The following is a 24,677-nucleotide window of genomic DNA, read 5'->3' on the forward strand; positions in this document are numbered from 1 at the left end:
CATGGCGGCTTTCCGGCGTACGCACGTCCGAACCGGCGGCATGCCCGCCGACCCGCCCTCGGCCGACGCGCCCTGGACACCGACCCGGCTGCGCGCCGCACCCGGCGCCGCGCTCGCCTTGTCGCTGCTGGTCCTGGTGACCGCGTTCCTCGCGGCGGCCCTGCCGCGCATGATCGACCGCTATGAGGACACCGCCCTGCGCGACACGGTGGCGCGGGCGAGCGTGGACCGGCGCAGCGTGACCGCCACGGCGGACGTGTCCTGGGTGTCCGTGCCCTCGGACGCCGACGCCCATGTCACCCCTCGCGCCCTGGCTTCGGGCGAAGCGGTGTTCCAGAGCGTCGTGCGCCCGCCGCTCGCTCTGGACCGCCGCCAGACCGTCTACGGCGTGCGGACGGCCGAGGCCGTCCTCGCCGTGGATCCGGGACTGCCCCGGCCGACCCGGAACACCGACCCGCAGGCCACCGTCGTCGCGCAGCCGGATCTGGACCGCTTCTCGGACGTCCTGGACGGACGTCTGCCCCGGCCCGCCGCCGGCACCGGCGCCGTCGAGGCGGCCGTCACCGAGCGCACCGCGCACGTCATGCGTCTGCGCACCGGGTCCGTGGTTCACCTGGCCGAACAACAGGGCGGAACCGAGCTGACCCTGCGGATCACCGGCGTCGTCCGGCCCCGGCACGCCGAGGCCGCCTACTGGAACGCGGAGCCGGACCTGCGGGCACCGACGCTGTCCACCGCGCCCGCCGCATCCATCGAAAGCCCCAGGACGTACTGGCACTTCACCGCCCTCGTCGCACCGGACGCCGCGGGCGCCCTGCTCGACCTGCACGCGGGCGTCACCGCGTACTGGCACCATCCCGCCGACACCGCGGCGCTCACCGCACGCACCGCGAGCGCCCTGGTGGACCGTGTCGCCGCGCTCAACAGCGGCCCCGAGGCCACGCGTCTGAGGGAGCGGACCGGGCTGCGCGGCCTCACCGTCGAGGAGGACGGCCTGGCCACCCTCGTGGCATCGTTCGGCCGGGAACGGGCGGCCATCTCGCCTCTGATCATGGTCGCGGCGGTCGGCGGCGGCACGGTCGCCGTCATCGTGCTGCTCATGGCCGCCGAACTGACCGCCGCCCGGCGCCGCACGGAACTGGTCCTGCTGCGCGCCCGCGGTGCGAGCCTGCGCGGTCTGGCGGTGCGCCTGCTCGGCGAGAGCGCCGTCACGGCCGTGCCGTCCGCGGCGGCCGGACTGCTCTGCGCCCTCCTGCTGGTCCCCACGCAGCGCTCCGCGGCAGCCGTGTGCGCGGCGAGCGCGGTGGGGGCCGTGGCGTCGCTGGCCGCTCCCGTACGGGCCCTGTCCTCCGTCCGCGTCCTGCGGCCCGGCGAGCCGGAGGACCTGGTGCGCGCCCGCCCGTCACGGCGGCGCACCGTGGCCGAACTGACCGTCGTCCTCGTCGTGACCGGCTCCGTGGTGGCGCTGCGCCGCCGCGGCACGGCGGACGGCGGCCCGGACCTGCTCACCGCGGCTGCTCCCGTCCTGATCGCGGTGGTCGCCGCCTTGGTGCTGCTGCGGCTGTACCCGCTGCCGCTGCGGCTGCTCGCCCGCCCGGCGGCCCGCCTCAGGGGCGCGGTGCTCCCCCTGGGCGTGGCGCGCGCCGGCCGCGCTCCCTCCACGGCCGCCCTGCCGCTGCTCGCCGTGCTGGTGGCGCTCACCGTGACGTCGTTCGGCGGTGCGGTCCTGTCCGGGGTGGCCGCCGGGCGGGACCGGGCGGCCCTCGCGGCCGTCGGCGCCGACGCGCGTGTCCAGTCCCGGACCGCCCTGCCGCCAGGTCTCGCGGAGGCGATCCGTCGCATCCACGGCGTGCGGGACGTGGCGGCCGTCCGCGTGGAAACCGGCCTGCGCACGGACCGCGGCACCGCCTACGCCCTGCTCATGGTGGACCCCGGGCCCTATGCGCGGCTCGCCGCGGTGACGGGCGTGGACGACCGCTTCCCGACGGCGGCGCTGGACGATGACGGGGCCGGCACGCTGGCCGCGGTGGTGTCGCCGCGGCTGGCCGCGGAGTTCGGCGGCACCCCGCACGCCGTGCGAACGGCTGCCGGCCCCCTGGACGTGCGGGCTGTCGCCACGCGACCGGCCGCTGCCGGGGTGCCGGGCCCGGAGTTCGCCATCGTGTCGGTGAAGACCGTGGCACGCGCGCACCCCGACTGGCCGCGCACGTCCGCACTGGAGCCGACGGACCTGTACGTGACCGGCGGCCATGTCGACGGCCGGTTCCTGCGCGCCACCGCCCACCAGGCGTCGGACCAGCTCACCGTCCAGCTCCGGTCCGAGGAACGGGCGGCGCTGAAGGGGACCGCTCTGCAGGCCGGCGCCCAACGCGTGTATCTGGCGGCGGTGGCCGCCGGCGGCGGCTACTGCGTCCTGGCCCTGGTGCTCTCCCTGTGGCAGAGCGCACCGCAGCGCCGGACCACGCTGGCCCGGCTGCGCACCATGGGCATGCGGGTGGGCCAGCGCCAGTGGCTCGCCGTGCTCGACGTACTGCCGCACGTCCTGCTGGGTGCGGTCGGGGGCGTCCTCACCGGTCTGGCCGTGGTCCCGCTGCTGCGGCCCGGCGTGAACCTGACGGCTCTGGCCTTCACGAGCCGGACGCCGGCCGGCGGCACTCCCGCGGTGGTGCCGGCCACCGACCCGCTCGCACTCGTCCTGCCCTCGGCGGGACTCCTGGCCATGGCATGCGCCGTTCTCGCGGCCCAGGCGTGGTGGACCGGACGGCGCGGCGAAGGCGCGAACCTGAGGATGGGGGACCAGACATGACGGAACAGCCCTCGGCGGCCCCGGACACCGTCACACTCGCCGACCTGGAACAGCGGGTCGCGAGGCAGCGGGAGCAGCCCGTCCACGGTCACGACGCCCTGATCGTGTGCGACCGTCTCGTGCGCGTCTTCACCGGCCAGGGAGGGGAGGTGCAGGCCCTGCAAGGGCTGGACCTGCTGGTCTCCAAGGGTGAGCTCATGGCCCTGGTCGGCGCCTCGGGCAGCGGGAAGTCCACCCTCCTGAACATCCTGGCGGGCCTGGACGTCCCCACCGCGGGCGGCGCCACGGTCGCGGGCTTGGACCTGCTGGCCATGGACGGCAGGTCCCGGCTGCGCTACCGGCGCGAAGTGGTGGGCTTCGTCTGGCAGCAGACGGCACGCAACCTGCTGCCCTACCTCACGGCCGCCCAGAACGTGGCCCTGCCGATGCGCCTCGCCGGACTCGTCAAGGGCAGGCGGCAACGCGCCGCCCGCACCGCGGAGCTGCTGGAGATGACCGGCGTGGCCCACTGCCGCGACCGGCGCCCGCACCAGATGTCGGGCGGCGAGCAGCAGCGCACCGCCATCGCCGTAGCTCTGGCCAACCACCCGGCGCTGGTCCTGGCCGACGAACCCACGGGCCAGCTCGACTCCACGACCGCCGAACAGGTCTTCGCCACCTTCCGCACCGTCAACGAGGAACTCGGCACGACCGTCGTCCTGGTCACCCACGACTCCGCGGTCGCCTCCGCCGTTCACCGCACGGTCGCCATCCGCGACGGGCGCACCGCCTCGGAGGTGCTGCGCCGCACCACCACCGACGACGAGGGACGTACCACGACCACGGCCCGTGAGTACGCCACCGTGGACCGCGCCGGCCGCCTTCAACTGCCGCACGACTTCGCTCAGGCCCTCGACATCCGTGACCGCGTCCTGCTGGAGCTGGAGCCCGATCACATCGCGGTACGGCCCGACAAGGCCCAATAAACGTCTGCCGGCGGTCGCGAGGCGGTGCGGCCGGGGGTCAGCCGGTGCGGCGGATGAGGGCCAGGTACATCGCGTCCGTGCCGTGCAGATGCGGCCAGAGCTGGATGTCGGGACCGTCGCCCAGGTCCGGCAGGCCGGGCAGCAGCGGCCGGGCGTCGACGAGTTCGGCGTCGCGGTACTGCTTGAGCACGTCGTCGACCACCGCGCGGGTCTCCGCGAGGTGCGGCGAGCAGGTGGCGTAGCCGACGACGCCTCCGACGCGTACGGACTCGAGGGCGCATCGCAGCAGGGCGCGCTGCAGCGGGGCGAACCCGTCGAGGTCCTCGGGCCGGCGGCGCCAGCGCGCCTCGGGGCGGCGGCGCAGGGCGCCGAGGCCGGTGCAGGGCACGTCCATCAGGACCCGGTCGAAGGTGCCGGGCCGCCATGGCGGCCGGGTGCCGTCGGCGGCGACGACCTGGTACGGGCCGGGATTCCCGGCCAGCGCCTTCGCCACCAGGCCGGCTCGGTGCGGCTGCTTCTCGGAGGCCAGCAGCACGGCTCCGCGCTCGGCGGCGAGGGCGGCGAGCAGGGCGGCCTTGCCGCCGGGCCCGGCGCACCCGTCCAGCCAGGCCCGGTCGGGCCCGTCGAGGGGGGCGTTCGCGAGGGCGAGCGCGACGAGCTGGCTGCCCTCGTCCTGTACGCCCGCACGGCCCTCGTGCACGGCCTTGACCGAGCCGGGCTCGCCGCCCTCGGTGAGCCGGACGGCGTACGGCGACCAGCGGCCCGGCAGCGCGGCGGGCTCGTCGAGGAGTTCCTCGGTGGTGGAGCGGCCGGGCCGGGCGACGAGGGTGACCTCGGGGCGCTCGTTGTCCGCGGCGAGGAGTTCCTCGATGCCGGCACGTCCGCCGCCGAGGGAGTCCCACAGGGCGGAGACGACCCAGCGCGGGTGCGAGTGCACGACGGCGAGGTGGTCCTCGGGGTCCTCGTCGTAGGGGGGTGCCACCCGCTCCAGCCAGGCGTCGAGATCGTCCTGGGCGACCTTGCGCAGAACCGCGTTGACGAACTTGGCGCGACCGTCGCCGAGCACCACACGCGCGAGCTCGACGGTCGCGGACACGGCGGCGTGCGTGGGGATCCGCGTGCCGAGCAGCTGGTGGACGCCGAGGCTCAGCACGTCGAGCACCGGCGGGTCGACGTCCCGCAGCGGCCGGTCGACGCAGGCGGAGAGTATGGCGTCGTACGTGCCCTGCCGGCGCAGTGTCCCGTACACCAGCTCGGTGGCGAGCGCCGCGTCGCGCCCGTCGATCTCGCCCTTCTCACGCGCCTTGCGCAGCAGCGGCGGCAGGACGAGGTTGGCGTACGCGTCCCGCTCGTCCACGGCCCGCAAGGCGTCGAAGGCGAGGATGCGGACGGGGTCCTTCTTGGGCCGGCGGTAGGGCTTGCCGGGCTTGCGGGGACGGCGGGACTGCTCGGTCACGAAAAAGGTGCTCCGGTTGTGGGACGGCGTGCGCTTACAGCGTACGTCCGTGGGATATCGGGCCTGCGAAGAGGTCGGCGGGGTCAGCCGCCGAGGGTTTCCGCGGCGCCGATCCGCACTCCGCGCGCCCAGTCCGCGGCCTTCATCGGCTTCTTGCCCTGGGCCTGCACCCACACCAGTTCGACCGCGTGTGAACCGGTGCCGACGTACACGTTGTTCTTGCCGGTGGACAGCCGCCCGGGGGCGAGGTCCGTCATCTCGGGCCGGGGCGCGACCTGGATGAGCTTGAGCCGTTCGCCGCGGAAGGTGGTCCAGGCGCCGGGCGCGGGTGTGCAGGCGCGCACCACGCGGTCGACGCGCAACGCGGGCGCGGACCAGTCGATCTGCGCGTCCTCGACGGTGATCTTCGGGGCGAGCGTGACGCCCTCGGCGGGCTGCGGCACGGCCTTGAGGGTGCCGTCCTCGATGCCGTCCATGGTGGCCTCGAGCAGTCCTGCGCCGGCGAAGGCGAGACGGGTGAGCAGGTCGCCGCTGGTGTCGGTGGGCCGGATCCGCTCGGTGACGGTGCCGTAGACGGGACCGGAGTCCAGGCCCTCCTCGATGAGGAAGGTGGAGGCGCCGGTGATCTCGTCGCCCGCCATGAGGGAGTGCTGCACGGGGGCGGCGCCGCGCCATGCGGGGAGCAGGGAGAAGTGCAGGTTGACCCAGCCGTGGGCCGGGATGTCGAGGGCCACGCGCGGCAGGAGCGCGCCGTAGGCGACGACCGGGCAGCAGTCCGGCGCGATCTCCCGCAGGCGGGCCAGGAAGTCCTCGTCCCGGGGCCGGTTCGGCTTGAGGACCTCGATGCCGGCCTCCTCCGCCCGCTCGGCGACGGGACTGGCGACGAGCCTGCGCCCCCGCCCGGCCGGTGCGTCGGGCCGGGTGACGACGGCGGCCACCTCGTGCCGGTCCGACGCGATCAGAGCGTCCAGCGCGGGAACGGCGACCTCGGGGGTACCAGCGAAGACAAGCCTCATGGGTGGGTGACGGCCTCTCGGGCGGGAGTTCTGACGGGCCCGCGCCTCCCGGCTGGGCCGGGCCTGCGGGCGGCGCACCAGTCTAGGGGGTGGCGGGGCGCGCCCGGTCGTAGGTGGGGGCTCGCAGCGCACGCTGTCCGCCGGGGGCGTACGCATATGCTCTTACGCCCCCGCAGCGTGACCACAGGCCCGAAAGCGCGTTGGTCAAGAAAGAGTTGACCACAAGCGGGCCGTTGTCGCGGTCCGACCCTTTTCAACGCCGGTTCGAGAGGCTTGTTCATGGCCGACCACGCAACCCACGACGCCCAGGCCCGGGCCAGCCTGCACTTGCTGGTGCGGGACATCGAGCGGGTCCGCCGGCAGGTGGACGCACTGCGCACCCTCACCGCCCAGTTGGGCAATGTCTACCGCCCGCGGCGCTCCGGCCCGTCCACGGGCTTCGTCGTCTACGGACGCGCCCCCGCACCGACCGTCCGTCTCGCACAGGAGCTGCGGGACAGTGTCGAGACCCTGGTCACCGCGGCCGTGGACTTCGACCGCTCGCTCGGCTTCTCGTGGGACGCCGTGGGCTCGGCGCTCGGCGTCACCAAGCAGGCGGTCCACCGCCGTTACGGCGCCCGCCGTGCCGCCGCGCAAGCGGCCGCCGAGACGGAGCGCGCGCCGGAGCCGTCGGGCAGTCGCACGATCAACGTGGGCGCGGGTATTCCCACGGTGCCCGCGGCCCGCTCGATGCCCACCCAGCCGACGGCCGGCAGCCCCACCCTCCGCGACGAGGCGCGGCCGACCGCCTTCCCCGGGCCGCGCAACGGCTGAGGCCGCCCCTCCCCCCCCTGCCTCCCGGCCGCACCGGGAGGCAGTCCCGTCCCGGCCCGCACGACCCTTCGGCCTCCGCCCCGGTGTCCCGCCTCGATCGCGGCCGTCATCCGATGTCCGGCGGATCGATCCGGATCCGTACCGTGTCGCCGCCGGCCCGTGCCGTCCGGGCGGCCAGCGCGGTCTTCAGGGCGGTGGCCAGCGCGGCCCCGCTCCCGGGCGGTACGCGGACCAGCGCCCGCTCCCACCGCTCCCCCGGCGGCGGCCCCCCGACCCTGCGGGGCCGCCCGGCCTCGGTGACCGGCAGCGGGACCGGCCCCAACACCGTGGCGTCGGACGGGAGTCGGGCACCGGAGAGGAAGTCCGCGACGGCCGCGGCCGGTCCCGACACCGCCGCCATCCGCGACACCGGCGGGAACCCCAGCTCCGCCCGCTCGGCCAGCTCCCGCACCGCGTGCCCGACCGGATCCCATCGGACGAGCGCCTGCACGGGCCGCAGCGTCGGCTCGGCGACGATCACGACCGTGCCGCCCACGGACTGCGGCCTGACCAGCGCGCTCGCGCCGATCCACCGCCGCAGCGCGTCCTCACCCGCCCGCAGGTCGGGCCGCCCCAGCATGGCCCATCCGTCGAGGAGCAGCGCCGCCGCGTATCCGCCCTCGGCGACGGGCTCGGCCCCCGGTGTGCTGACCACCAGGGCCGGTGTTCCCGGCACCGTGTCCAGCACCTGCTCGCGCCCCGAGGTCCGCACCGGAACGGCCGGGAACGCCCGCCCCAGTTCCTCGGCGGTCCGCCTGGCCCCCACGATCTGGGCCCGCAGCCGGAACCCGCCGCACTCCGGACAGTGCCAGGCGGTCTCCTCCCGCCCGCACCATCCGCAGGTCAGCCTCCCGGCCTCCTGCCCCGCCAGCGGCCCGGCACAGTGCCGGCAGCGCGCGGGTGCCCGGCACTGCGCGCAGGCCATCCGGGGCACGTAGCCGCGCCGGGGCACCTGCACCAGAACCGGCCCGTGCTGCAGTCCCTCCCGGGCGATCTCCCAGGCGAGCGAGGGCAGCCGTGCCGCCCGCGCCGCCTCGTCGCGTGCGAGGTCTCCGTCACCCACCGTCCGTACGAGCGGCGCGGTGGCGCGCACCTGCTCGCGGTCGGCGACCAGCGGGGCGGCCCATCCGCTCTCCACGAGCTGGGCGGCCTCGACGGTGCAGCCCCAGCTCCCCAACAGGAAGCCGCACTTCTCGCGGGTGGCGCGCAGCTCCAGCACCTCGCGGACGTGCGGAAACGGCGCGTGGTCGTCACTGTGGGCGGCGTCCCCGTCGTCCCACACGACGACGAGCCCCAGGTTCCGTACGGGCGCGAACATGGCGGCCCGTGTCCCCACGACGGCCCGCACGGCCCCGCGCCGCACGGCGAGCCACTCCCGGTACCGCCGCTCCTGCCCGGCGTCGGCGGTCAGCACCGCATGCTGCCCCTCCCCCATCAGCTCCCGCAGCGCGGTGTCGATCCGGGCGGCGGCCCGCCCGGCGGGCACCACGACCAGGGCGCCTCGCCCGGAGGCGAGGGTGGCCTGGACGGCGCGGGCGATCTCCTGCGCCCACTGGGGCCCGGGCAGGGCGGTCCACACGGCCCGGGGCACACCGCCGGAGGCCAGCGACCGCAGGAACTCCGCGCCCCGCCCGTACCGCCGCCACGATCCGGGCTCCGGCGGCGGGGGAGGCGCGGGGGGCGTGCCCGAGTCCGCGGCCTCGGCGCGCGCGTGCCGCGGCGGGACCGCGAGCTGCAGCACGTCCGCCAGGCTGCCGGCGTAGCGGTCGGCGACGGCGCGGGCGAGTCCCAGCAGCTCGGGCGACAGGACGGGCTCGGGCGACACGACGTGCGCGAGGGCCGCGAGGGGGCCCGGGTAGTCGGACTCGGCCACCCGCTCGACCAGGAACCCGTCGATGAGCCCGCCGCCCTCGCGCCGTCCCTCCCGCACCGTGCGCCCGCCGGCCCCGAACCGCACCCGGACCCTGACCCCGGGCCGGGCGACGGCGTCGAGCTCCTCCGGTACGGCGTAGTCGAAGTACCGGTCCAGATGCAGCACGCCCTTGTCGACCACCACCCGCGCGACGGGCAGGTCCTTGGCCGGCGAGGCCCCGCGCCAGGTCCGCGGCTTGGCCCGGGGCCCCTTGGCCTTGCGCACCGCGTCCCGCAGCAGGGCAAGCTGCTCGGGCGGCGCGGCGTCCGGCCCGCCCGCCCGCTGCTGCCCGTTCTCGCTGCTCACGCTTGCATTCCTACCAAACGCCACTGACACCGGCGCGCGCCGAGAGCACACCGTCCACCCGGACCCGGCACGCCGCTGCGCCGGCCCTTCTGCACGCGCCGAGGCCCGGCACCCCGAAGGGTGACGGGCCTCGCGACGGATGGGCTGGAGGGATCTACAGGCCCACTGCCTTGCGCAGGGCCTCGACCCGGTCGGTGCGCTCCCAGGTGAAGTCGGGCAGTTCGCGGCCGAAGTGGCCGTAGGCCGCCGTCTGGGCGTAGATGGGGCGCAGCAGGTCCAGGTCGCGGATGATCGCGGCCGGGCGGAGGTCGAAGACCTCGGTGATCGCGTTCTCGATCTTCTCGGCGTCGACCTTGGCCGTGCCGAAGGTCTCCACGAACAGACCCACCGGCTCCGCCTTGCCGATCGCGTACGCCACCTGCACCTCGCAGCGGGAGGCCAGACCCGCGGCGACCACGTTCTTGGCGACCCACCGCATCGCGTACGCCGCCGAACGGTCCACCTTGGAAGGGTCCTTGCCGGAGAACGCACCACCACCGTGCCGGGCCATACCGCCGTAGGTGTCGATGATGATCTTCCGGCCGGTCAGGCCCGCATCACCCATCGGACCACCGATCTCGAACCGGCCGGTGGGGTTGACCAGCAGCCGGTAACCGTCGGTCTCCAGCTTGATCCCGTCGTCCAGCAGCGCCTTCAGCTCCGGCTCGACCACGAACTCACGGATGTCCGGCGTCAGCAGCGAGTCCAGATCGATGTCACTGGCATGCTGCGAGGAGACCACCACCGTGTCCAGACGCACCGCCTTGTCACCGTCGTACTCGATGGTGACCTGGGTCTTTCCGTCCGGACGCAGATAGGGGATCGTGCCGTTCTTACGGACGTCGGACAGACGCTTGGACAGACGGTGCGCTAGGAAGACGGGCAGCGGCATCAGCGTCGGCGTCTCGTCCGACGCGTAGCCGAACATCAGGCCCTGGTCACCGGCACCCTGCCGGTCCAGCTCGTCGTCATCGCCCTCGACCCGGGACTCGTACGCCGCATCCACACCCTGCGCGATGTCCGGGGACTGCGCGCCGATCGACACCGACACACCACAGGACGCGCCGTCGAAGCCCTTCTTCGACGAGTCGTAGCCGATCTCGAGGATCTTGTTGCGGACCAGCGTCGCGATGTCCGCGTACGCCTTGGTCGTGACCTCACCGGCCACGTGCACCAGGCCGGTCGTGATCAGCGTCTCCACGGCGACCCGGGACGTCGGGTCCTCACGCAGAAGCGCGTCGAGAATGGTGTCGCTGATCTGGTCAGCGATCTTGTCGGGGTGACCCTCGGTCACGGACTCCGAGGTGAACAGGCGACGGGACACAACGCTCCCTGTGGTTGCAGCGGCTGCTGGCTGATCATGGGCGGACGGGACGGGGGCTGCGCCCGGCGTCGTCCGGGAACAGTTTATCGGTCGCGCTCGACCACCGGCCCAGGTGTCTCGCCTCTTGGGAGCCCTGTGACCTGCGTCACGCGGCATTCTGCCGAATGGCCGGGCCTGTTTCCAGGGGCGCCACGCGGCAATGTCCGAGGAATGAACGAGCCGTCAAGAGCAGGAGACGTTCAGGTGAGGCGATGTGCAACGAGGTCCCACACCGTCTCGGCCAGCGCCTCCTTCGGACCGTGCGGCACCGGAGTCTCGCTGCCGTCGGCGCCCAGCACGACCGCCTCGTTCTCCTCGGAGCCGAAGGTCTTGCGCTCGCCCACCTCGTTCACCACGAGCAGGTCGCAGCCCTTGCGCGCGAGCTTCGTCCGGCCGTTCACCAGCACGTCGTCGGTCTCCGCGGCGAAGCCGACGACGATCTGGTCCGGGCGGGCGCGGTCGGCCGAGATCTCCGCCAGGATGTCCGGGTTTCTGACCAGGGCGATGGGCTCCGGGTCCTGTCCGTCCCTCTTCTTGATCTTCCCGGGTGCGTAGGTGGCCGGGCGGAAGTCGGCCACCGCGGCCGCCATCACCACGGCGTCCGCGTCCGCGGCCGCCTTGAGGACGGCCTCGCGCAGTTGGACCGCGGTCTCCACCGGTATGACGTCCACTCCCGCCGGGTCGGGCAGCCCCGTGTTCGCGGCGATCAGGGTGACGCGGGCGCCCCGCGCCGCGGCCGTGCGCGCGAGGGCGTAGCCCTGCTTGCCGGAAGAGCGGTTGCCGAGGAAGCGCACGGGGTCGAGGGGCTCGCGGGTGCCGCCGGCGCTGACGACGACGTGCCGCCCGGCGAGGTCGGGTTCGGTGGTGCCGCGGGCGAGCACCCGGCGGCAGACCTCGAAGATCTCGGCGGGCTCGGGCAGCCGCCCCTTACCGGTGTCGACGCCGGTGAGGCGGCCGACCGCCGGTTCGATGACGAGGGCGCCGCGGCGGCGCAGCGTCGCCACGTTCTCCTGCGTGGCCGGGTGCTCCCACATCTCCGTGTGCATGGCCGGGGCGAAGACGACCGGACAGCGGGCCGTGAGGAGGGTGTTGGTGAGGAGGTCGTCGGCGAGCCCGTGGGCCGCCTTGGCGAGCGTGTCGGCGGTGGCCGGGGCGACGACCACCAGGTCGGCGCTCTGGCCGATGCGGACGTGCGGGACCTCGTGGACGTCGTCCCAGACCTCCGTGGAGACCGGGTTGCCGGAGAGGGCGGACCAGGTGGCGGCGCCGACGAAGTGCAGCGCGGAGGCGGTCGGCACCACGCGTACGTCGTGCCCGGACTCGGTCAGTCTGCGCAGCAGCTCGCACGCCTTGTACGCGGCGATGCCGCCACTGACCCCCAGAACGACCTTCGGCTTGCCCACCGGGCCTCCCCGCACTCGACACCTCGACGCCGCGGCTCATCGGCGTACGCGTCCATGAGACACCACAGGCCCGACAGTCGCGCTGCCGGGCCTGTGGAAAAGCCTACTGCGATCAGTAGATACTACTTATCGTGACCGCATGGTCACTGGGCCGGGCCCTCCACGGACTCGGAGGTCAGCAGACCCGCGTTGATCTCGCGCAGCGCGATCGAGAGCGGCTTCTCGTGGACGTGGGTGTCGACGAGCGGACCGACGTACTCGAGGAGGCCCTCACCGAGCTGCGAGTAGTACGCGTTGATCTGGCGGGCCCGCTTGGCCGCGTAGATCACGAGGCTGTACTTCGAGTCGGTGGCCTCGAGGAGCTCGTCGATCGGCGGGTTGATGATGCCCTCGGGCGCGGTGATGGAAGAGGACACGCTCTACCTTCCGAAAGATGGGAAAGATCAGACCTGATCACACAACCCTGATCACACAACGTTCATCAAGGCTAGCAGCTCGCGCGCCACGTCCTCGACCGAGGTGTTGACCAGGGTCTCGTCGAACTCGGGCTCGGCCGCCAGCTCGGTCTTGGCCGCCTCCAGACGGCGCTCGATGACCGCGGGCGGCTCGGTGCCCCGCCCGGTGAGTCTGCGCACGAGCTCCTCCCAGGAGGGAGGAGCCAGGAACACGAGCTGTGCCTCCGGCATGGACTCGCGGACCTGCCGGGCGCCCTGGAGGTCGATCTCCAGCAGGACCGGCACCCCGGCCTCCAGGTGCTCGATGACCGCGGCCCGCGGCGTGCCGTAGCGGTTGCCGGCGAACTCGGCCCACTCCAGCAGCTCGCCGTTGGCGATCAGCTTGTCCATCTCGTCGTCGGTGACGAAGAAGTAGTGGACTCCGTGCCGCTCACCGGGTCGGGGCGCGCGGGTCGTCGCCGACACCGAGAGCCAGACCTCGGGGTGTTCCTTGCGCATATGGGCGACGACCGTGCTCTTGCCGACCCCCGAGGGGCCGGAGAGCACGGTCAGCCGCGGACGTTCACTCATGCAGCGATTATTCCAGCAATCCCGGAGTGCCCCGGACTCAGCTGGGGGTGCCGCCGAACTCGCGCTCGAGAGAGGCGATCTGGTTGGAACCGAGGCCCCGCACGCGGCGGCTCTCGGAGATCCCGAGTCGCTCCATGATCTGCTTGGCGCGGACCTTGCCCACGCCCGGCAGGGACTCGAGGAGGGCGGAGACCTTCATCTTGCCGATGACGTCGTTCTCCTGGCCCTGCTTGATGACCTCGTGAAGGGAGGCGCCGGAGTGCTTGAGTCGATTCTTGACCTCGGCCCGCTCCCGGCGAGCCGCGGCGGCCTTTTCGAGCGCGGCTGCGCGCTGTTCGGGGGTAAGGGGCGGAAGAGCCACGCCTACGTCACCTCGGATGTCGAACTGTCGGATACGGACCGGTGAGGAACCTAGTCGCCCCACACCTGGGGAGCCACGAGCAACACGCTTGCCCGTTCTCCCCCACTGCCTTTGAGGGCGTGGGAGGTGCCCCCACTCGTCGGAGACTAGCGGGCAAGTCCGCCAGAGTCAGCGAGAACAGCGGAAAAGTCCTGGTCAGCCTCCGCCGAGACGGACCTTTCGGACATATTGCCCCGGATTTGAGGATGTATCCAGACCTCGAGCCACCCAGAAAGGACTCTTCCGCGCGCGTGTGCGCCCCCGCGCGGTACTAGGCAGCGTCCAGGGCGTCCCGGATCTCGTCTGCGAAGCGTTGCGCGGCGTCACGCAGCGTGACCACGTCGGGGCCGTGACGAAGAACACCCCGGCTGACGTTCGGGACGACGTTGCGCGCCGCCGCGCCGAAGACCCGCGGCAGGTCGGCCGGAGTGGCCCCCTGGGCGCCGATACCGGGCGCGAGGAGCGGCCCGTTGATGGCCAGGTCGTACGACGAGAGGTCGCCCAGCGTGGCGCCGACGACCGCGCCGAAGGAGCCGAGGGGCTTCTCCCCCGCGTTCTCGGCCGCGAGGTGGGCCAGCATCGTCGCCCCGACGTTCCGCCCGTCGGCCCGCCGGGCGTGCTGCACCTCGCCGCCCTCCGGGTTGGACGTCAGGGCGAGCACGAACAGCCCCGCGCCGCTCTCCCGCGCCAGCTCGACGGCCGGCTTCAGCGAGCCGTAGCCGAGGTACGGCGAGACCGTGAGGGCGTCGGAGAACAGCGGGGCGTCCTTGCGCAGGAACGACTCGGCGTATGCGGCCATGGTCGAGCCGATGTCGCCGCGCTTGGCGTCCATGACGACCAGCGCCCCGGCCGCCCGCGCCTCGGCGACCGCCTTCTCCAGAACGGCCACACCGCGCGAGCCGAACCGCTCGAAGAACGCGCTCTGCGGCTTGAGCACGGCGACCCGGTCGGCCATGGCCTCCACCACCGTGCGGCTGAACCGCTCCAGGCCCGCGACGTCGTCGTTCAGGCCCCACTCGGTGAGCAACGAGGCGTGCGGGTCGATCCCGACGCACAGCGGGCCGCGCTCGTCCATGGCGCGGCGCAGGCGGGCCCCGAAGGGCTCCAGAGGACTCATGCGGCCTTCCTCACATCGGCGCCGACCGCGTCGGCGAGGGTGGCGTAGGGGCTGGTACGGAGGCGGGCGAGGAGCCCCTTGTGGATGGCGCGGCTCCACAACGGCCCCTCGTAGATGAAGGCGCTGTAGCCCTGCACCAGCGTGGCACCGGCCAGGATGCGCTGCCAGGCGTCCTCGGCGGTCTCGATCCCGCCGACGCCCACCAGGGTGATGCGGTCGCCCACGCGCGCGTAGAGGCGGCGCAGCACCTCCAGGGAGCGCGTCTTCAGCGGCGCGCCGGACAGTCCGCCGGTCTCCTTCACCAGGGCGGGTTCCGACCGCAGGCCGAGCCCCTCGCGGGCGATGGTGGTGTTCGTGGCGATGATCCCGTCCAGGCCCAGCTCCACCGCCAGGTCGGCGACGGCGTCGATGTCCTCGTCGGCGAGGTCCGGGGCGATCTTGACCAGGAGCGGTACGCGTCGCGCGCGGACCGTACGGTCGGCGGCCTCGCGGACGGCGGTCAGCAGCGGGCGCAGCGCCTCGGTGGCCTGCAGGTTGCGCAGGCCGGGCGTGTTCGGGGAGGAGACGTTGACGACCAGGTAGTCGGCGTAGGGCGCGAGCCGCTCGGCCGACTTCACGTAGTCCTGGGCGGCCTCGGCCTCCGGGACGACCTTGGTCTTGCCGATGTTGACGCCCACCACCGTCCTGAAGACGGGCGTGCGGGACGCCAGGCGCGCGGCGACGGCCAGCGAGCCGTCGTTGTTGAAGCCCATGCGGTTGATCAGGGCACGGTCCGGCACGAGCCGGAAGAGGCGCTTGCGGGGGTTGCCCGGCTGTGCCTCCCCGGTCACCGTGCCGATCTCGACGTGGTCGAAACCGAGCATCGACATCCCGTCGATGGCGACCGCGTTCTTGTCGAAGCCAGCGGCCAGCCCGAAGGGGCCGTGCATGCGCAGCCCGAAGGCCTCGGTGCGCAGCTCCCGGTAGCGGGGCGCGAGTGCGGCCGCGAGGAAGGTGCGCAGCACGGGGATGCGGACGGCCAGGCGGATCCAGCGGAAGGCCAGGTGGTGGGCCTGCTCGGGGTCCATCCGCCGGAAGACCAGGCGGAAGAAGAGCTTGTACATGTCTCGGGAGTCCTCGGGAGTCCTCGTGGTCCTCATGAAGAGGGGGACACCGTTTCCGATGTCCCCCTCAGGGCTGCTAGTCGCGGGCCGCGGTCAGGAATTCGGCGTGTTCCTGGAGTGAGCGGACGCCCACGTCGCCGTGGTTCAGCGCGTCGATGCCCTGGACCGCCGCGGCCAGTGCCTGGACCGTGGTCAGGCACGGCACGGAGCGGGCCACCGCGGCCGTACGGATGTCGTAGCCGTCGAGGCGGCCGCCGGTGCCGTACGGGGTGTTGACGATGAGGTCGACCTCGCCGTCGTGGATGAGCTGGACGATGGTCCGCTCACCGTTCGGGCCGGTGCCCTCGGACTGCTTGCGCACGATCGTGGCGTTGATCCCGTTGCGCTTGAGGACCTCGGCGGTGCCGGAGGTGGCGAGGAGCTCGAAACCGTGCGCCACCAGCTCCCGCGCGGGGAAGATCATCGAACGCTTGTCGCGGTTGGCGACCGAGATGAACGCGCGGCCCTTGGTCGGCAGCGGCCCGTAGGCGCCCGCCTGCGACTTGGCGTAGGCGGTGCCGAAGACGGAGTCGATGCCCATGACCTCGCCGGTGGAGCGCATCTCCGGGCCGAGGACGGTGTCGACGCCACGGCCGTGGATGTCGCGGAAGCGGGACCACGGCATGACGGCCTCCTTCACGGAGATCGGCGCGTCCAGCGGCAGCTCGCCGCCGTCGCCGTTCCTCGGCAGCAGCCCCTCCTCGCGCAGCTCGGCGATGGTCGCGCCCAGCGAGATCCGGGCGGCGGCCTTCGCGAGCGGCACCGCGGTCGCCTTCGAGGTGAAGGGGACCGTACGCGAGGCGCGCGGGTTGGCCTCCAGGACGTACAGGATGTCGCCCGCCATCGCGAACTGGATGTTGATCAGTCCGCGCACGCCGACACCGCGCGCGATGGCCTCGGTGGAGGCGCGCAGGCGCTTGATGTCGAAGCCGCCGAGCGTGATCGGGGGCAGGGCGCACGCCGAGTCGCCGGAGTGGATGCCGGCCTCCTCGATGTGCTCCATCACGCCGCCGAGGTACAGCTCCTCGCCGTCGTACAGGGCGTCGACGTCGATCTCGATGGCGTCGTCGAGGAAGCGGTCGACCAGGACCGGCCGGGAGGGGCTGATCTCGGTCGACTCGGCGATGTACGCCTCCAGACGGGACTCGTCGTACACGATCTCCATGCCGCGCCCGCCCAGCACGTAGGAGGGCCGGACCAGGACCGGATAGCCGATCTCGTCCGCGATGGCCTTGGCTTCCTGGAACGTGGTGGCCGTGCCGTGCTTCGGCGCCGGCAGGCCCGCCTCGGCGAGGACGCGCCCGAAGGCGCCGCGGTCCTCGGCCGCGTGGATCGCCTCCGGGGAGGTGCCGACGATCGGCACGCCGTTGTCCTTCAGGGCCTGCGCCAGGCCCAGCGGGGTCTGGCCGCCGAGCTGGACCACGACACCGGCGACCGGGCCGGCCTGCTGCTCGGCGTGGACGATCTCCAGCACGTCCTCCAGCGTCAGCGGCTCGAAGTACAGCCGGTCGGAGGTGTCGTAGTCGGTGGAGACGGTCTCCGGGTTGCAGTTGACCATCACCGTCTCGTACCCAGCGTCGGACAGCGCGAAGGAGGCGTGGACGCAGGAGTAGTCGAACTCGATGCCCTGGCCGATGCGGTTCGGGCCGGAGCCCAGGATGATGACGGCCGGCTTCTCGCGCGGGGCGATCTCCGACTCCTCGTCGTAGGAGGAGTAGAAGTACGGCGTCTTCGCGGCGAACTCGGCGGCGCAGGTGTCGACCGTCTTGTACACCGGGCGGACGCCGAGGGCGTGCCGCACCTCGCGGACGACGTCCTCGCGCAGGCCGCGGATCTCGGCGATCTGCTGGTCGGAGAAGCCGTGCCGCTTGGCCTCGGCGAGCAGGTCGGCGTCCAGGCGGTCGGCGGCGGCCAGCTCGTCCGCGATCTCCTTGATGAGGAAGAGCTGGTCGACGAACCACGGGTCGATCTTCGTGAACTCGAAGACCTCCTCGGGCGTGGCGCCCGCGCGGATGGCCTGCATGACCGTGTTGATCCGGCCGTCGGTGGGACGGACGGCCTCACGCAGCAGCTCGTCCTTGTCCCCCGGCTGCCCCACGAACGTGAACTGGCTGCCCTTCTTCTCCAGCGAGCGCAGCGCCTTCTGGAAGGCCTCGGTGAAGTTGCGGCCGATGGCCATGGCCTCGCCGACCGACTTCATGGTCGTGGTCAGCGTGGAGTCCGCCTGGGGGAACTTCTCGAAGGCGAACCGCGGCGCCTTGACCACCACGTAGTCGAGCGTCGGCTCGAAGGAGGCCGGGGTCTCCTGGGTGATGTCGTTCGGGATCTCGTCCAGGGTGTAGCCGACGGCGAGCTTGGCCGCGATCTTCGCGATCGGGAATCCCGTCGCCTTGGACGCCAGGGCCGAGGACCGCGACACACGCGGGTTCATCTCGATGACGATCACGCGACCGTCCTCGGGGTTCACCGCGAACTGGATGTTGCAGCCGCCGGTGTCGACGCCGACCTCGCGGATCACGGCGATGCCGATGTCGCGCAGGATCTGGTACTCGCGGTCGGTCAGCGTCATCGCCGGGGCGACGGTGATGGAGTCGCCGGTGTGCACGCCCATCGGGTCGAAGTTCTCGATGGAGCAGACGACCACCACGTTGTCGTGCTTGTCGCGCATCAGCTCCAGCTCGTACTCCTTCCAGCCGAGGATGGACTCCTCCAGGAGCACCTCGGTGGTCGGCGAGAGCGTGAGGCCGGTGCCGGCGATACGGCGCAGCTCCTCCTCGTCGTGCGCGAAGCCGGAACCGGCGCCGCCCATGGTGAAGGAGGGGCGGACGACGACCGGGTAGCCGCCCAGCTCCTCGACGCCGGCGAGGACGTCGTCCATGGAGTGGCAGATCACCGAGCGGGCCGACTCGCCGTGCCCGATCTTCCTGCGGACCTCCTCCACGACCTCCTTGAACTGGTCGCGGTCCTCGCCCTTGTGGATGGCTTCCACCTTGGCGCCGATCAGCTCGACGCCGTACTTCTCCAGGACGCCGTTCTCGTGCAGCTTGATGGCCGTGTTGAGGGCCGTCTGACCGCCGAGGGTGGGCAGCAGCGCGTCGGGACGCTCCTTGGCGATGATCTTCTCGACGAACTCCGGCGTGATCGGCTCCACGTAGGTGGCGTCGGCGATCTCCGGGTCGGTCATGATCGTCGCGGGGTTGGAGTTGACCAGGACGACCCTCAGGCCCTCGGCCTTCAGGACACGGCACGCCTGGGTGCCGGAGTAGTCGAACTCGGCGGCCTGGCCGATGACGATCGGGCCGGAGCCGATGACCAGGACGGACTGGATATCGGTGCGCTTAGGCACGCTGGCCCTCCATCAGGGATACGAAGCGGTCGAACAGGTAGGCGGCGTCGTGGGGACCGGCGGCCGCTTCGGGGTGGTACTGGACGCTGAAGGCCGGCTTGTCGAGGAGCTGGAGGCCTTCCACGACGTTGTCGTTGAGGCACACGTGGGAGACCTCGGCGCGGCCGTAGGGGGTGTCGGAGACCCTGTCGAGCGGGGCGTCGACGGCGAAGCCGTGGTTGTGCGCGGTGACCTCGACCTTTCCGGTCGTACGGTCCTGCACCGGCTGGTTGATGCCACGGTGGCCGTACTTCAGCTTGTAGGTGCCGAAGCCGAGGGCGCGGCCGAGGATCTGGTTGCCGAAGCAGATGCCGAACAGCGGGGTGCCGCGCTCGAGCACCGCCTGCATGACCGAGACGGCGTGGTCGGCGGTGGCCGGGTCGCCGGGGCCGTTGGAGAAGAACACGCCGTCCGGGCCGACCGCGTAGACGTCGTCGGCGGTCGCCGTCGCGGGCAGCACGTGCACCTCGATGCCGCGCTCGGCCATGCGGTGCGGGGTCATGCCCTTGATGCCGAGGTCGACGGCGGCGACGGTGAACTTCTTCTCGCCGATCGCGGGGACGACGTACGGCTCGGTGGTGGCGACCTCGGCGGAGAGGTCCGCGCCCTTCATCTCCGGTGCCTGACGCACCTCGGCGAGCATGGTGCCCTCGTCGGGCAGCGCCTCGCCGGAGAAGATGCCGACGCGCATGGCGCCGCGCTCGCGCAGGTGGCGGGTCAGCGCACGGGTGTCGACGCCGCTGATGCCGACGACGCCCTGCGCGCGCAGTTCCTCGTCGAGCGAGCGCTTGGCGCGCCAGTTGGAGGGCTTGCGCGCGGGGTCGCGTACGACGTAGCCGGCGACCCAGATCCGCCGGGACTCGGGGTCCTCGTCGTTGACGCCGGTGTTGCCGACGTGGGGGGCGGTCATCACGACGACCTGGCGGTGGTACGACGGGTCGGTGAGGGTTTCCTGGTAGCCGGTCATCCCGGTGGAGAACACGGCTTCGCCGAAGGTCACCCCCACGGCCCCGTAGGCGCGGCCGCGGAAGATCCGGCCGTCCTCCAGGACGAGTACGGCGGGAACCTTTTCGGCTCCCCTGGTGGAGGTCGTCATCGTGCGCCTTCCGTCTTGTGGATCATCTGGTTCAGGGTGTCGACCCAGTCGTGGTGCTCGGCCGCGCGGTCCGAGCGGAATCCGGAGTCGATCAGCTTGTCGCCGTGCGCCCAGGTCACCACCAGCAGCCCGCCCTCGGTGAGGACCTTGCCGGCGATGCCCTTGTCGAGCCGGACCCCGCGCAGCCGCTCGGCCGGCACGAAGAAGCCCGTCGCTCCGGGGCGTACGACGTCCAGGCCCGCGTCCGTCAGCGTCAGCTCGGCACGGCTGCGGGTGCCCAGGCCGTGGGCCACGATGCGGTCCAGCCACTGCCCGGCGGTGGTGGAGCCGTGGTAGCGGCCGCTCATCGTCAGCTTCGCCTCGCCGGGCTCGTCGGGAGCGGTCGGCAGCTCCGGCAGGTCGCTCTGCAGGGTGCCGCGCCACTTCCAGCCCTCACGCATCAGCCAGTAGACGAGCGCGACGAACAGGGCGAGGCCGACGATCCAGCCGATGCGGTCGGTCCAGTCGGTGACCTGGGCCGATTTCTTCTCGGCCGCCAACAGCAGGAGAGGTGTCACGTGAGCTTCCCGTCGACGAGCGTGGCCTTGCCCCGCAGCCAGGTGTGCGTGACACGGCCCGGCAGCTCACGGCCCTCGTAGGGGGTGTTGCGGCTGCGCGAGGCGAAGCCCGCGGGGTCCACCGGTCCACGGTATGCCGTGTCGACCAGCGTGAGGTTGGCGGGCTCACCTGCCGAGACGGGGCGGCCGTGGCCGGTGGCCCGGCCGATCCTCGCGGGCTTGAAGGACATGCGCTCCGCGACGCCCGCCCAGTCGAGCAGTCCGGTGTCGACCATCGTCTCCTGCACCACCGACAGCGCGGTCTCCAGGCCGACCATGCCCATGGCGGCCGCGGCCCACTCGCAGTCCTTGTCCTCGTGCGGGTGCGGGGCGTGGTCGGTGGCGACGATGTCGATCGTGCCGTCCGCCAGGGCCTCGCGCAGGGCCAGCACGTCGCGCTCGGTGCGCAGCGGCGGGTTGACCTTGTAGACCGGGTTGTAGCTGCGCACCAGCTCGTCGGTGAGGAGGAGGTGGTGCGGGGTGACCTCGGCGGTGACGTCGATGCCGCGGGACTTGGCCCAGCGGACTATCTCGACGGACCCGGCGGTGGACAGGTGGCAGATGTGGACGCGGGAGCCGACGTGGTCGGCGAGCAGGACGTCGCGCGCGATGATCGACTCCTCGGCGACCGCCGGCCAGCCGCCCAGGCCCAGTTCGGCGGAGACGACGCCCTCGTTCATCTGGGCGCCCTCGGTCAGCCGCGGCTCCTGCGCGTGCTGGGCGACGACGCCGCCGAAGGCCTTCACGTACTCCAGCGCCCTGCGCATGATCACCGCGTCGTCGACGCACTTGCCGTCGTCGGAGAAGACCGTGACGCCCGCCGCCGACTCGTGCATGGCGCCCAGCTCGGCGAGCTTCTTGCCCTCCAGGCCGACCGTGACGGCGCCGATGGGCTGCACGTCGCAGTAGCCGTGCTCGCGGCCCAGCCGCCAGACCTGCTCGACGACACCGGCGGTGTCGGCGACCGGGAAGGTGTTGGCCATGGCGAACACGGCCGTGTAGCCGCCCTTGGCGGCGGCCCGCGTACCGGTCAGGACGGTCTCGGAGTCCTCGCGGCCGGGCTCGCGGAGGTGGGTGTGCAGGTCGACGAGGCCGGGGAGCAGCACCTTGCCGTCGGCCTCGACGACGTCCGCGCCCTCGGCGGACAGGCCGGTGCCGACCGCCTCGACGACCTCTCCGTCGATCAGCACGTCCTGCGGCTCGCCGCCGAGCACCTTCGCACCACGGATCAGGGTCTTGCTCATCGGTTCTGGTTCTCCTCGGTACGGGCGTCGGTCTCGGCGGGAACGTTCTTCGGGTCGAACACGGCCCCGCCGAGCAGCAGGTACAGGACCGCCATGCGGATGGAGACGCCGTTCGCCACCTGCTCGACGGCGGTGCAGCGCTCGGAGTCGGCGACCTCGGCGGTGATCTCCATGCCGCGGACCATCGGCCCGGGGTGCATCACGATCGCGTCCTCGGGCATCTTCGCCATGCGGTCGGCGTCGAGGCCGTAGCGCCGCGCGTACTCGCGCTCGGTCGGGAAGAAGGCGGCGTTCATGCGCTCGCGCTGGACGCGGAGCATCATCACGGCGTCGGACTTGGGCAGTGCGCCGTCGAGGTCGTAGGAGATCTCGCAGGGCCAGGAGCCGACGCCGACCGGCAGCAGGGTGGGCGGGGCGACGAGCGTGACGTGGGCGCCGAGGGTGTGCAGCAGGTCGACGTTGGAGCGGGCGACGCGGCTGTGCAGCACGTCGCCGACGATCGTGACGCGCTTGCCCGCGAGGTCGCGTCCTATGCCGGCGTCCCGGCCGACCAGGCGGCGGCGCATGGTGAAGGCGTCCAGCAGGGCCTGCGTGGGGTGCTGGTGGGTGCCGTCGCCGGCGTTGATGACGGCGGCGTCGATCCAGCCGGAGTTGGCCAGGCGGTAGGGGGCTCCGGAGGCGCCGTGCCGGATGACGACGGCGTCGACGCCCATGGCCTCCAGGGTCTGGGCGGTGTCCTTCAGGGACTCCCCCTTGGACACGCTGGAGCCCTTGGCGGAGAAGTTGATGACGTCCGCGGACAGACGCTTCTCGGCGGCCTCGAAGGAGATCCGGGTGCGGGTGGAGTCCTCGAAGAAGAGGTTGACGACGGTGCGGCCGCGCAGGGTCGGCAGCTTCTTGATCGGCCGGTCCGCGACCCGGGCCATCTCCTCGGCGGTGTCGAGGATCTGGACGGCGTCGTCGCGGGTGAGGTCGGCGGCCGAGATGAGATGACGCTGCATCTTTCAGGCTCCGTAAGGCTGTTCATTCGGGAGATTTGGTGCAGACGGGCGCACACTCGGGTGCACTCGCGGGGCGTACGGCAGTGACGTACGCCGGAGTGCTAGTGCTGTGCGCCTTGGACGGTCTGCTTCGCGCCGAGCAGCACGGTGTCGCGACCGTCCTCCTCGGCGAGCTGGACCTTGACCGTCTCCCGCAGCGACGTGGGGAGGTTCTTGCCGACGTAGTCGGCTCGGATCGGCAGTTCGCGGTGGCCGCGGTCGACGAGGACCGCGAGCTGGACCGCGCGGGGGCGCCCGATGTCGTTCAGGGCGTCGAGTGCGGCGCGGATGGTGCGGCCGGAGAAGAGCACGTCGTCGACGAGGACGACGAGCCGGCCGTCGATGCCGTCACCGGGGATCTCCGTGCGCGCCAGCGCTCGCGGCGGCTGCATGCGCAGATCGTCGCGGTACATGGTGATGTCGAGGGAGCCGACCGGGGTCGTACGGCCGGTGATCTCCTCGAGCTTGGCGGCCAGCCGCCGGGCGAGGAAGACGCCTCGGGTCGGAATGCCGAGGAGCACCACGTCGTCGGCGCCCTTGGCGCGCTCGACGATCTCGTGGGCGATGCGGGTCAGCACCCGCGCGATGTCGGGACCTTCGAGGACGGGCCGAGCATCGGAATGCTGCGTGTCCATATGAAACGGACCTCCTTCTCCGCCTCACGGGACGGACCTTAAAGGACGTCGGAATTGCGCCATACACGGTACCAGCCCCCGGGCGGCGCCCCGTCACCCCCCTGGCGCACTGCGTCACCCGTCCGGCGTCACCACACGCCGTCTACCACGGAAGGGTCGGTCCGGACCATTCGGCTTGACGGGGAAGAGTCACGCTGCGTAACCTCACAGTGAGTCACCAGCCGCGCGGCCGAGCCGCACGTCGACACCGTGTCCGGGGAGCTATATGTCCAGCGAATACGCCAAACAGCTCGGGGCCAAGCTCCGGGCGATCCGCACCCAGCAGGGCCTTTCCCTCCACGGTGTGGAGGAGAAGTCCCAGGGACGCTGGAAGGCGGTCGTGGTCGGTTCGTACGAGCGCGGCGACCGCGCCGTCACCGTGCAGCGTCTGGCCGAGCTGGCGGATTTCTACGGGGTCCCGGTGCAGGAGCTGCTGCCCGGCACCACTCCCGGTGGAGCCGCCGAGCCGCCGCCGAAGCTGGTTCTGGACCTGGAGCGCCTGGCCAATGTGCCGGCGGAGAAGGCGGGCCCGCTCCAGCGGTACGCGGCGACGATCCAGTCGCAGCGCGGTGACTACAACGGCAAGGTGCTGTCGATCCGCCAGGACGACCTGCGCACGCTCGCGGTCATCTACGACCAGTCGCCCTCCGTCCTGACCGAGCAGCTCATCAGCTGGGGAGTCCTGGACGCGGACGCGCGCCGCGCGGTGGCCTCCCACGAGGAGAGCTGACCGCCCAGGTCCCAGCAGAAACGTGGGGGGGGGGGGGGGGGGGGGGGGGGGGGGGGGGGAACCCCGAGCCCCCTCCTTGCTGGGGCGGGGGGGTCAAGCACCCCCCGCTA

At 72.4% G+C, this 24,677-nt stretch carries 20 protein-coding genes; 4 read left to right on the forward strand and 16 right to left on the reverse strand.

Going from position 1 to position 24,677, the window contains the following annotated elements:
* Nucleotide 1 precedes the first annotated feature (1 nt).
* Together ACZ4SW_RS08380 and ACZ4SW_RS08385 are read left to right on the forward strand one after the other, a co-directional pair.
* A complete protein-coding gene (locus ACZ4SW_RS08380) occupies nucleotides 2-2,806 on the forward strand; it encodes an ABC transporter permease (protein ID WP_468239599.1) in 2,805 nt (934 codons plus the stop codon).
* Entirely contained in the window at nucleotides 2,803-3,771 is a 969-nt protein-coding gene (locus tag ACZ4SW_RS08385) for an ATP-binding cassette domain-containing protein (RefSeq protein WP_468239602.1), read from the forward strand. Before ACZ4SW_RS08380 ends, ACZ4SW_RS08385 begins: the two co-directional genes overlap by 4 nt.
* A gap of 37 nt (nucleotides 3,772-3,808) precedes the next feature.
* Here the strand turns inward: ACZ4SW_RS08385 and ACZ4SW_RS08390 are convergent, their stop codons facing one another.
* Both ACZ4SW_RS08390 and fmt read right to left on the reverse strand, forming a co-directional pair.
* Entirely contained in the window at nucleotides 3,809-5,227 is a 1,419-nt protein-coding gene (locus ACZ4SW_RS08390) for an RsmB/NOP family class I SAM-dependent RNA methyltransferase (protein WP_468239605.1), read from the reverse strand.
* 83 nt (nucleotides 5,228-5,310) lie between these two features.
* On the reverse strand, nucleotides 5,311-6,243 hold the full coding sequence (fmt, locus tag ACZ4SW_RS08395) for a methionyl-tRNA formyltransferase (RefSeq protein ID WP_468239608.1): 933 nt from the start codon (nucleotides 6,241-6,243) through the stop codon (nucleotides 5,311-5,313).
* A 279-nt stretch (nucleotides 6,244-6,522) separates the two neighbouring features.
* On the opposite strand from fmt, the gene ACZ4SW_RS08400 reads away from it, so the two are divergent.
* Nucleotides 6,523-7,056: a hypothetical protein gene (locus ACZ4SW_RS08400; RefSeq protein WP_468239611.1), complete on the forward strand. Its 534-nt coding sequence runs from the start codon at nucleotides 6,523-6,525 to the stop codon at nucleotides 7,054-7,056.
* A 106-nt stretch (nucleotides 7,057-7,162) separates the two neighbouring features.
* On the opposite strand, the gene ACZ4SW_RS08405 is transcribed toward ACZ4SW_RS08400, so the two are convergent.
* The 14 genes from ACZ4SW_RS08405 to pyrR form a co-directional block, all read right to left on the reverse strand.
* Nucleotides 7,163-9,313: a primosomal protein N' gene (locus ACZ4SW_RS08405; RefSeq protein ID WP_468239614.1), complete on the reverse strand. Its 2,151-nt coding sequence runs from the start codon at nucleotides 9,311-9,313 to the stop codon at nucleotides 7,163-7,165.
* Nucleotides 9,314-9,467: 154 nt separating this feature from the next.
* Nucleotides 9,468-10,676: a methionine adenosyltransferase gene (gene metK / locus ACZ4SW_RS08410; protein ID WP_468239616.1), complete on the reverse strand. Its 1,209-nt coding sequence runs from the start codon at nucleotides 10,674-10,676 to the stop codon at nucleotides 9,468-9,470.
* A 239-nt stretch (nucleotides 10,677-10,915) separates the two neighbouring features.
* The gene (gene coaBC, locus ACZ4SW_RS08415; protein ID WP_468239619.1) at nucleotides 10,916-12,118 is read right to left on the reverse strand and encodes a bifunctional phosphopantothenoylcysteine decarboxylase/phosphopantothenate--cysteine ligase CoaBC; all 1,203 of its coding nucleotides are present in this window, start codon (nucleotides 12,116-12,118) and stop codon (nucleotides 10,916-10,918) included.
* Nucleotides 12,119-12,261: 143 nt separating this feature from the next.
* Complete coding sequence (rpoZ, locus tag ACZ4SW_RS08420; RefSeq protein ID WP_200421180.1) at nucleotides 12,262-12,534, reverse strand: DNA-directed RNA polymerase subunit omega; 273 nt, start codon at nucleotides 12,532-12,534, stop codon at nucleotides 12,262-12,264.
* Between the two features lie 51 nt (nucleotides 12,535-12,585).
* The gene (gene gmk, locus ACZ4SW_RS08425) at nucleotides 12,586-13,143 is read right to left on the reverse strand and encodes a guanylate kinase (protein ID WP_468239622.1); all 558 of its coding nucleotides are present in this window, start codon (nucleotides 13,141-13,143) and stop codon (nucleotides 12,586-12,588) included.
* Between the two features lie 37 nt (nucleotides 13,144-13,180).
* Nucleotides 13,181-13,504, reverse strand: coding sequence for an integration host factor (locus ACZ4SW_RS08430; protein ID WP_468239624.1), 324 nt, complete (start codon nucleotides 13,502-13,504; stop codon nucleotides 13,181-13,183).
* Between the two features lie 310 nt (nucleotides 13,505-13,814).
* On the reverse strand, nucleotides 13,815-14,660 hold the full coding sequence (gene pyrF / locus ACZ4SW_RS08435) for an orotidine-5'-phosphate decarboxylase (RefSeq protein ID WP_468239626.1): 846 nt from the start codon (nucleotides 14,658-14,660) through the stop codon (nucleotides 13,815-13,817).
* Entirely contained in the window at nucleotides 14,657-15,763 is a 1,107-nt protein-coding gene (locus tag ACZ4SW_RS08440; protein WP_468239629.1) for a quinone-dependent dihydroorotate dehydrogenase, read from the reverse strand. Before ACZ4SW_RS08440 ends, pyrF begins: the two co-directional genes overlap by 4 nt.
* A gap of 76 nt (nucleotides 15,764-15,839) precedes the next feature.
* Entirely contained in the window at nucleotides 15,840-19,148 is a 3,309-nt protein-coding gene (carB, locus tag ACZ4SW_RS08445; RefSeq protein WP_468239631.1) for a carbamoyl-phosphate synthase large subunit, read from the reverse strand.
* Nucleotides 19,141-20,283 carry a glutamine-hydrolyzing carbamoyl-phosphate synthase small subunit gene (gene carA, locus ACZ4SW_RS08450; RefSeq protein WP_468239633.1) on the reverse strand — a complete coding sequence of 381 codons (1,143 nt, stop codon included), beginning with the start codon at nucleotides 20,281-20,283 and terminating at the stop codon, nucleotides 19,141-19,143. The genes carB and carA overlap by 8 nt, the downstream gene beginning before the upstream one ends.
* Entirely contained in the window at nucleotides 20,280-20,840 is a 561-nt protein-coding gene (locus ACZ4SW_RS08455; RefSeq protein ID WP_468239635.1) for a PH-like domain-containing protein, read from the reverse strand. Before ACZ4SW_RS08455 ends, carA begins: the two co-directional genes overlap by 4 nt.
* Entirely contained in the window at nucleotides 20,837-22,123 is a 1,287-nt protein-coding gene (locus ACZ4SW_RS08460) for a dihydroorotase (RefSeq protein ID WP_468239637.1), read from the reverse strand. The genes ACZ4SW_RS08455 and ACZ4SW_RS08460 overlap by 4 nt, the downstream gene beginning before the upstream one ends.
* Nucleotides 22,120-23,124, reverse strand: coding sequence for an aspartate carbamoyltransferase catalytic subunit (locus ACZ4SW_RS08465; RefSeq protein ID WP_468239639.1), 1,005 nt, complete (start codon nucleotides 23,122-23,124; stop codon nucleotides 22,120-22,122). The genes ACZ4SW_RS08460 and ACZ4SW_RS08465 overlap by 4 nt, the downstream gene beginning before the upstream one ends.
* A 101-nt stretch (nucleotides 23,125-23,225) precedes the next feature.
* Nucleotides 23,226-23,798, reverse strand: a complete 573-nt coding sequence (gene pyrR / locus ACZ4SW_RS08470; protein WP_468239641.1) for a bifunctional pyr operon transcriptional regulator/uracil phosphoribosyltransferase PyrR — start codon at nucleotides 23,796-23,798, stop codon at nucleotides 23,226-23,228.
* 265 nt (nucleotides 23,799-24,063) lie between these two features.
* Between pyrR and bldD the strand changes: the two genes are divergently transcribed.
* Nucleotides 24,064-24,567 carry a transcriptional regulator BldD gene (gene bldD / locus ACZ4SW_RS08475; protein ID WP_103844821.1) on the forward strand — a complete coding sequence of 168 codons (504 nt, stop codon included), beginning with the start codon at nucleotides 24,064-24,066 and terminating at the stop codon, nucleotides 24,565-24,567.
* The last annotated feature ends 110 nt before the right edge of the window (nucleotides 24,568-24,677 follow it).

It is taken from the genome of Streptomyces sp. NPDC028331 (assembly GCF_055565775.1).

Bases quoted from the DNA above. Each gene is read 5' to 3' on its own strand.
- fmt (WP_468239608.1), bottom strand. From the start codon at position 6,243: ATGAGGCTTGTCTTCGCTGGTACCCCCGAGGTCGCCGTTCCCGCGCTG.
- ACZ4SW_RS08400 (WP_468239611.1), top strand. From the start codon at position 6,523: ATGGCCGACCACGCAACCCACGACGCCCAGGCCCGGGCCAGCCTGCAC.
- ACZ4SW_RS08440 (WP_468239629.1), bottom strand. From the start codon at position 15,763: ATGTACAAGCTCTTCTTCCGCCTGGTCTTCCGGCGGATGGACCCCGAG.
- ACZ4SW_RS08460 (WP_468239637.1), bottom strand. From the start codon at position 22,123: ATGAGCAAGACCCTGATCCGTGGTGCGAAGGTGCTCGGCGGCGAGCCG.
- bldD (WP_103844821.1), top strand. From the start codon at position 24,064: ATGTCCAGCGAATACGCCAAACAGCTCGGGGCCAAGCTCCGGGCGATC.
- ACZ4SW_RS08380 (WP_468239599.1), top strand. From the start codon at position 2: ATGGCGGCTTTCCGGCGTACGCACGTCCGAACCGGCGGCATGCCCGCC.
- carA (WP_468239633.1), bottom strand. From the start codon at position 20,283: ATGACGACCTCCACCAGGGGAGCCGAAAAGGTTCCCGCCGTACTCGTC.
- ACZ4SW_RS08385 (WP_468239602.1), top strand. From the start codon at position 2,803: ATGACGGAACAGCCCTCGGCGGCCCCGGACACCGTCACACTCGCCGAC.
- pyrF (WP_468239626.1), bottom strand. From the start codon at position 14,660: ATGAGTCCTCTGGAGCCCTTCGGGGCCCGCCTGCGCCGCGCCATGGAC.
- pyrR (WP_468239641.1), bottom strand. From the start codon at position 23,798: ATGGACACGCAGCATTCCGATGCTCGGCCCGTCCTCGAAGGTCCCGAC.
- ACZ4SW_RS08465 (WP_468239639.1), bottom strand. From the start codon at position 23,124: ATGCAGCGTCATCTCATCTCGGCCGCCGACCTCACCCGCGACGACGCC.
- gmk (WP_468239622.1), bottom strand. From the start codon at position 13,143: ATGAGTGAACGTCCGCGGCTGACCGTGCTCTCCGGCCCCTCGGGGGTC.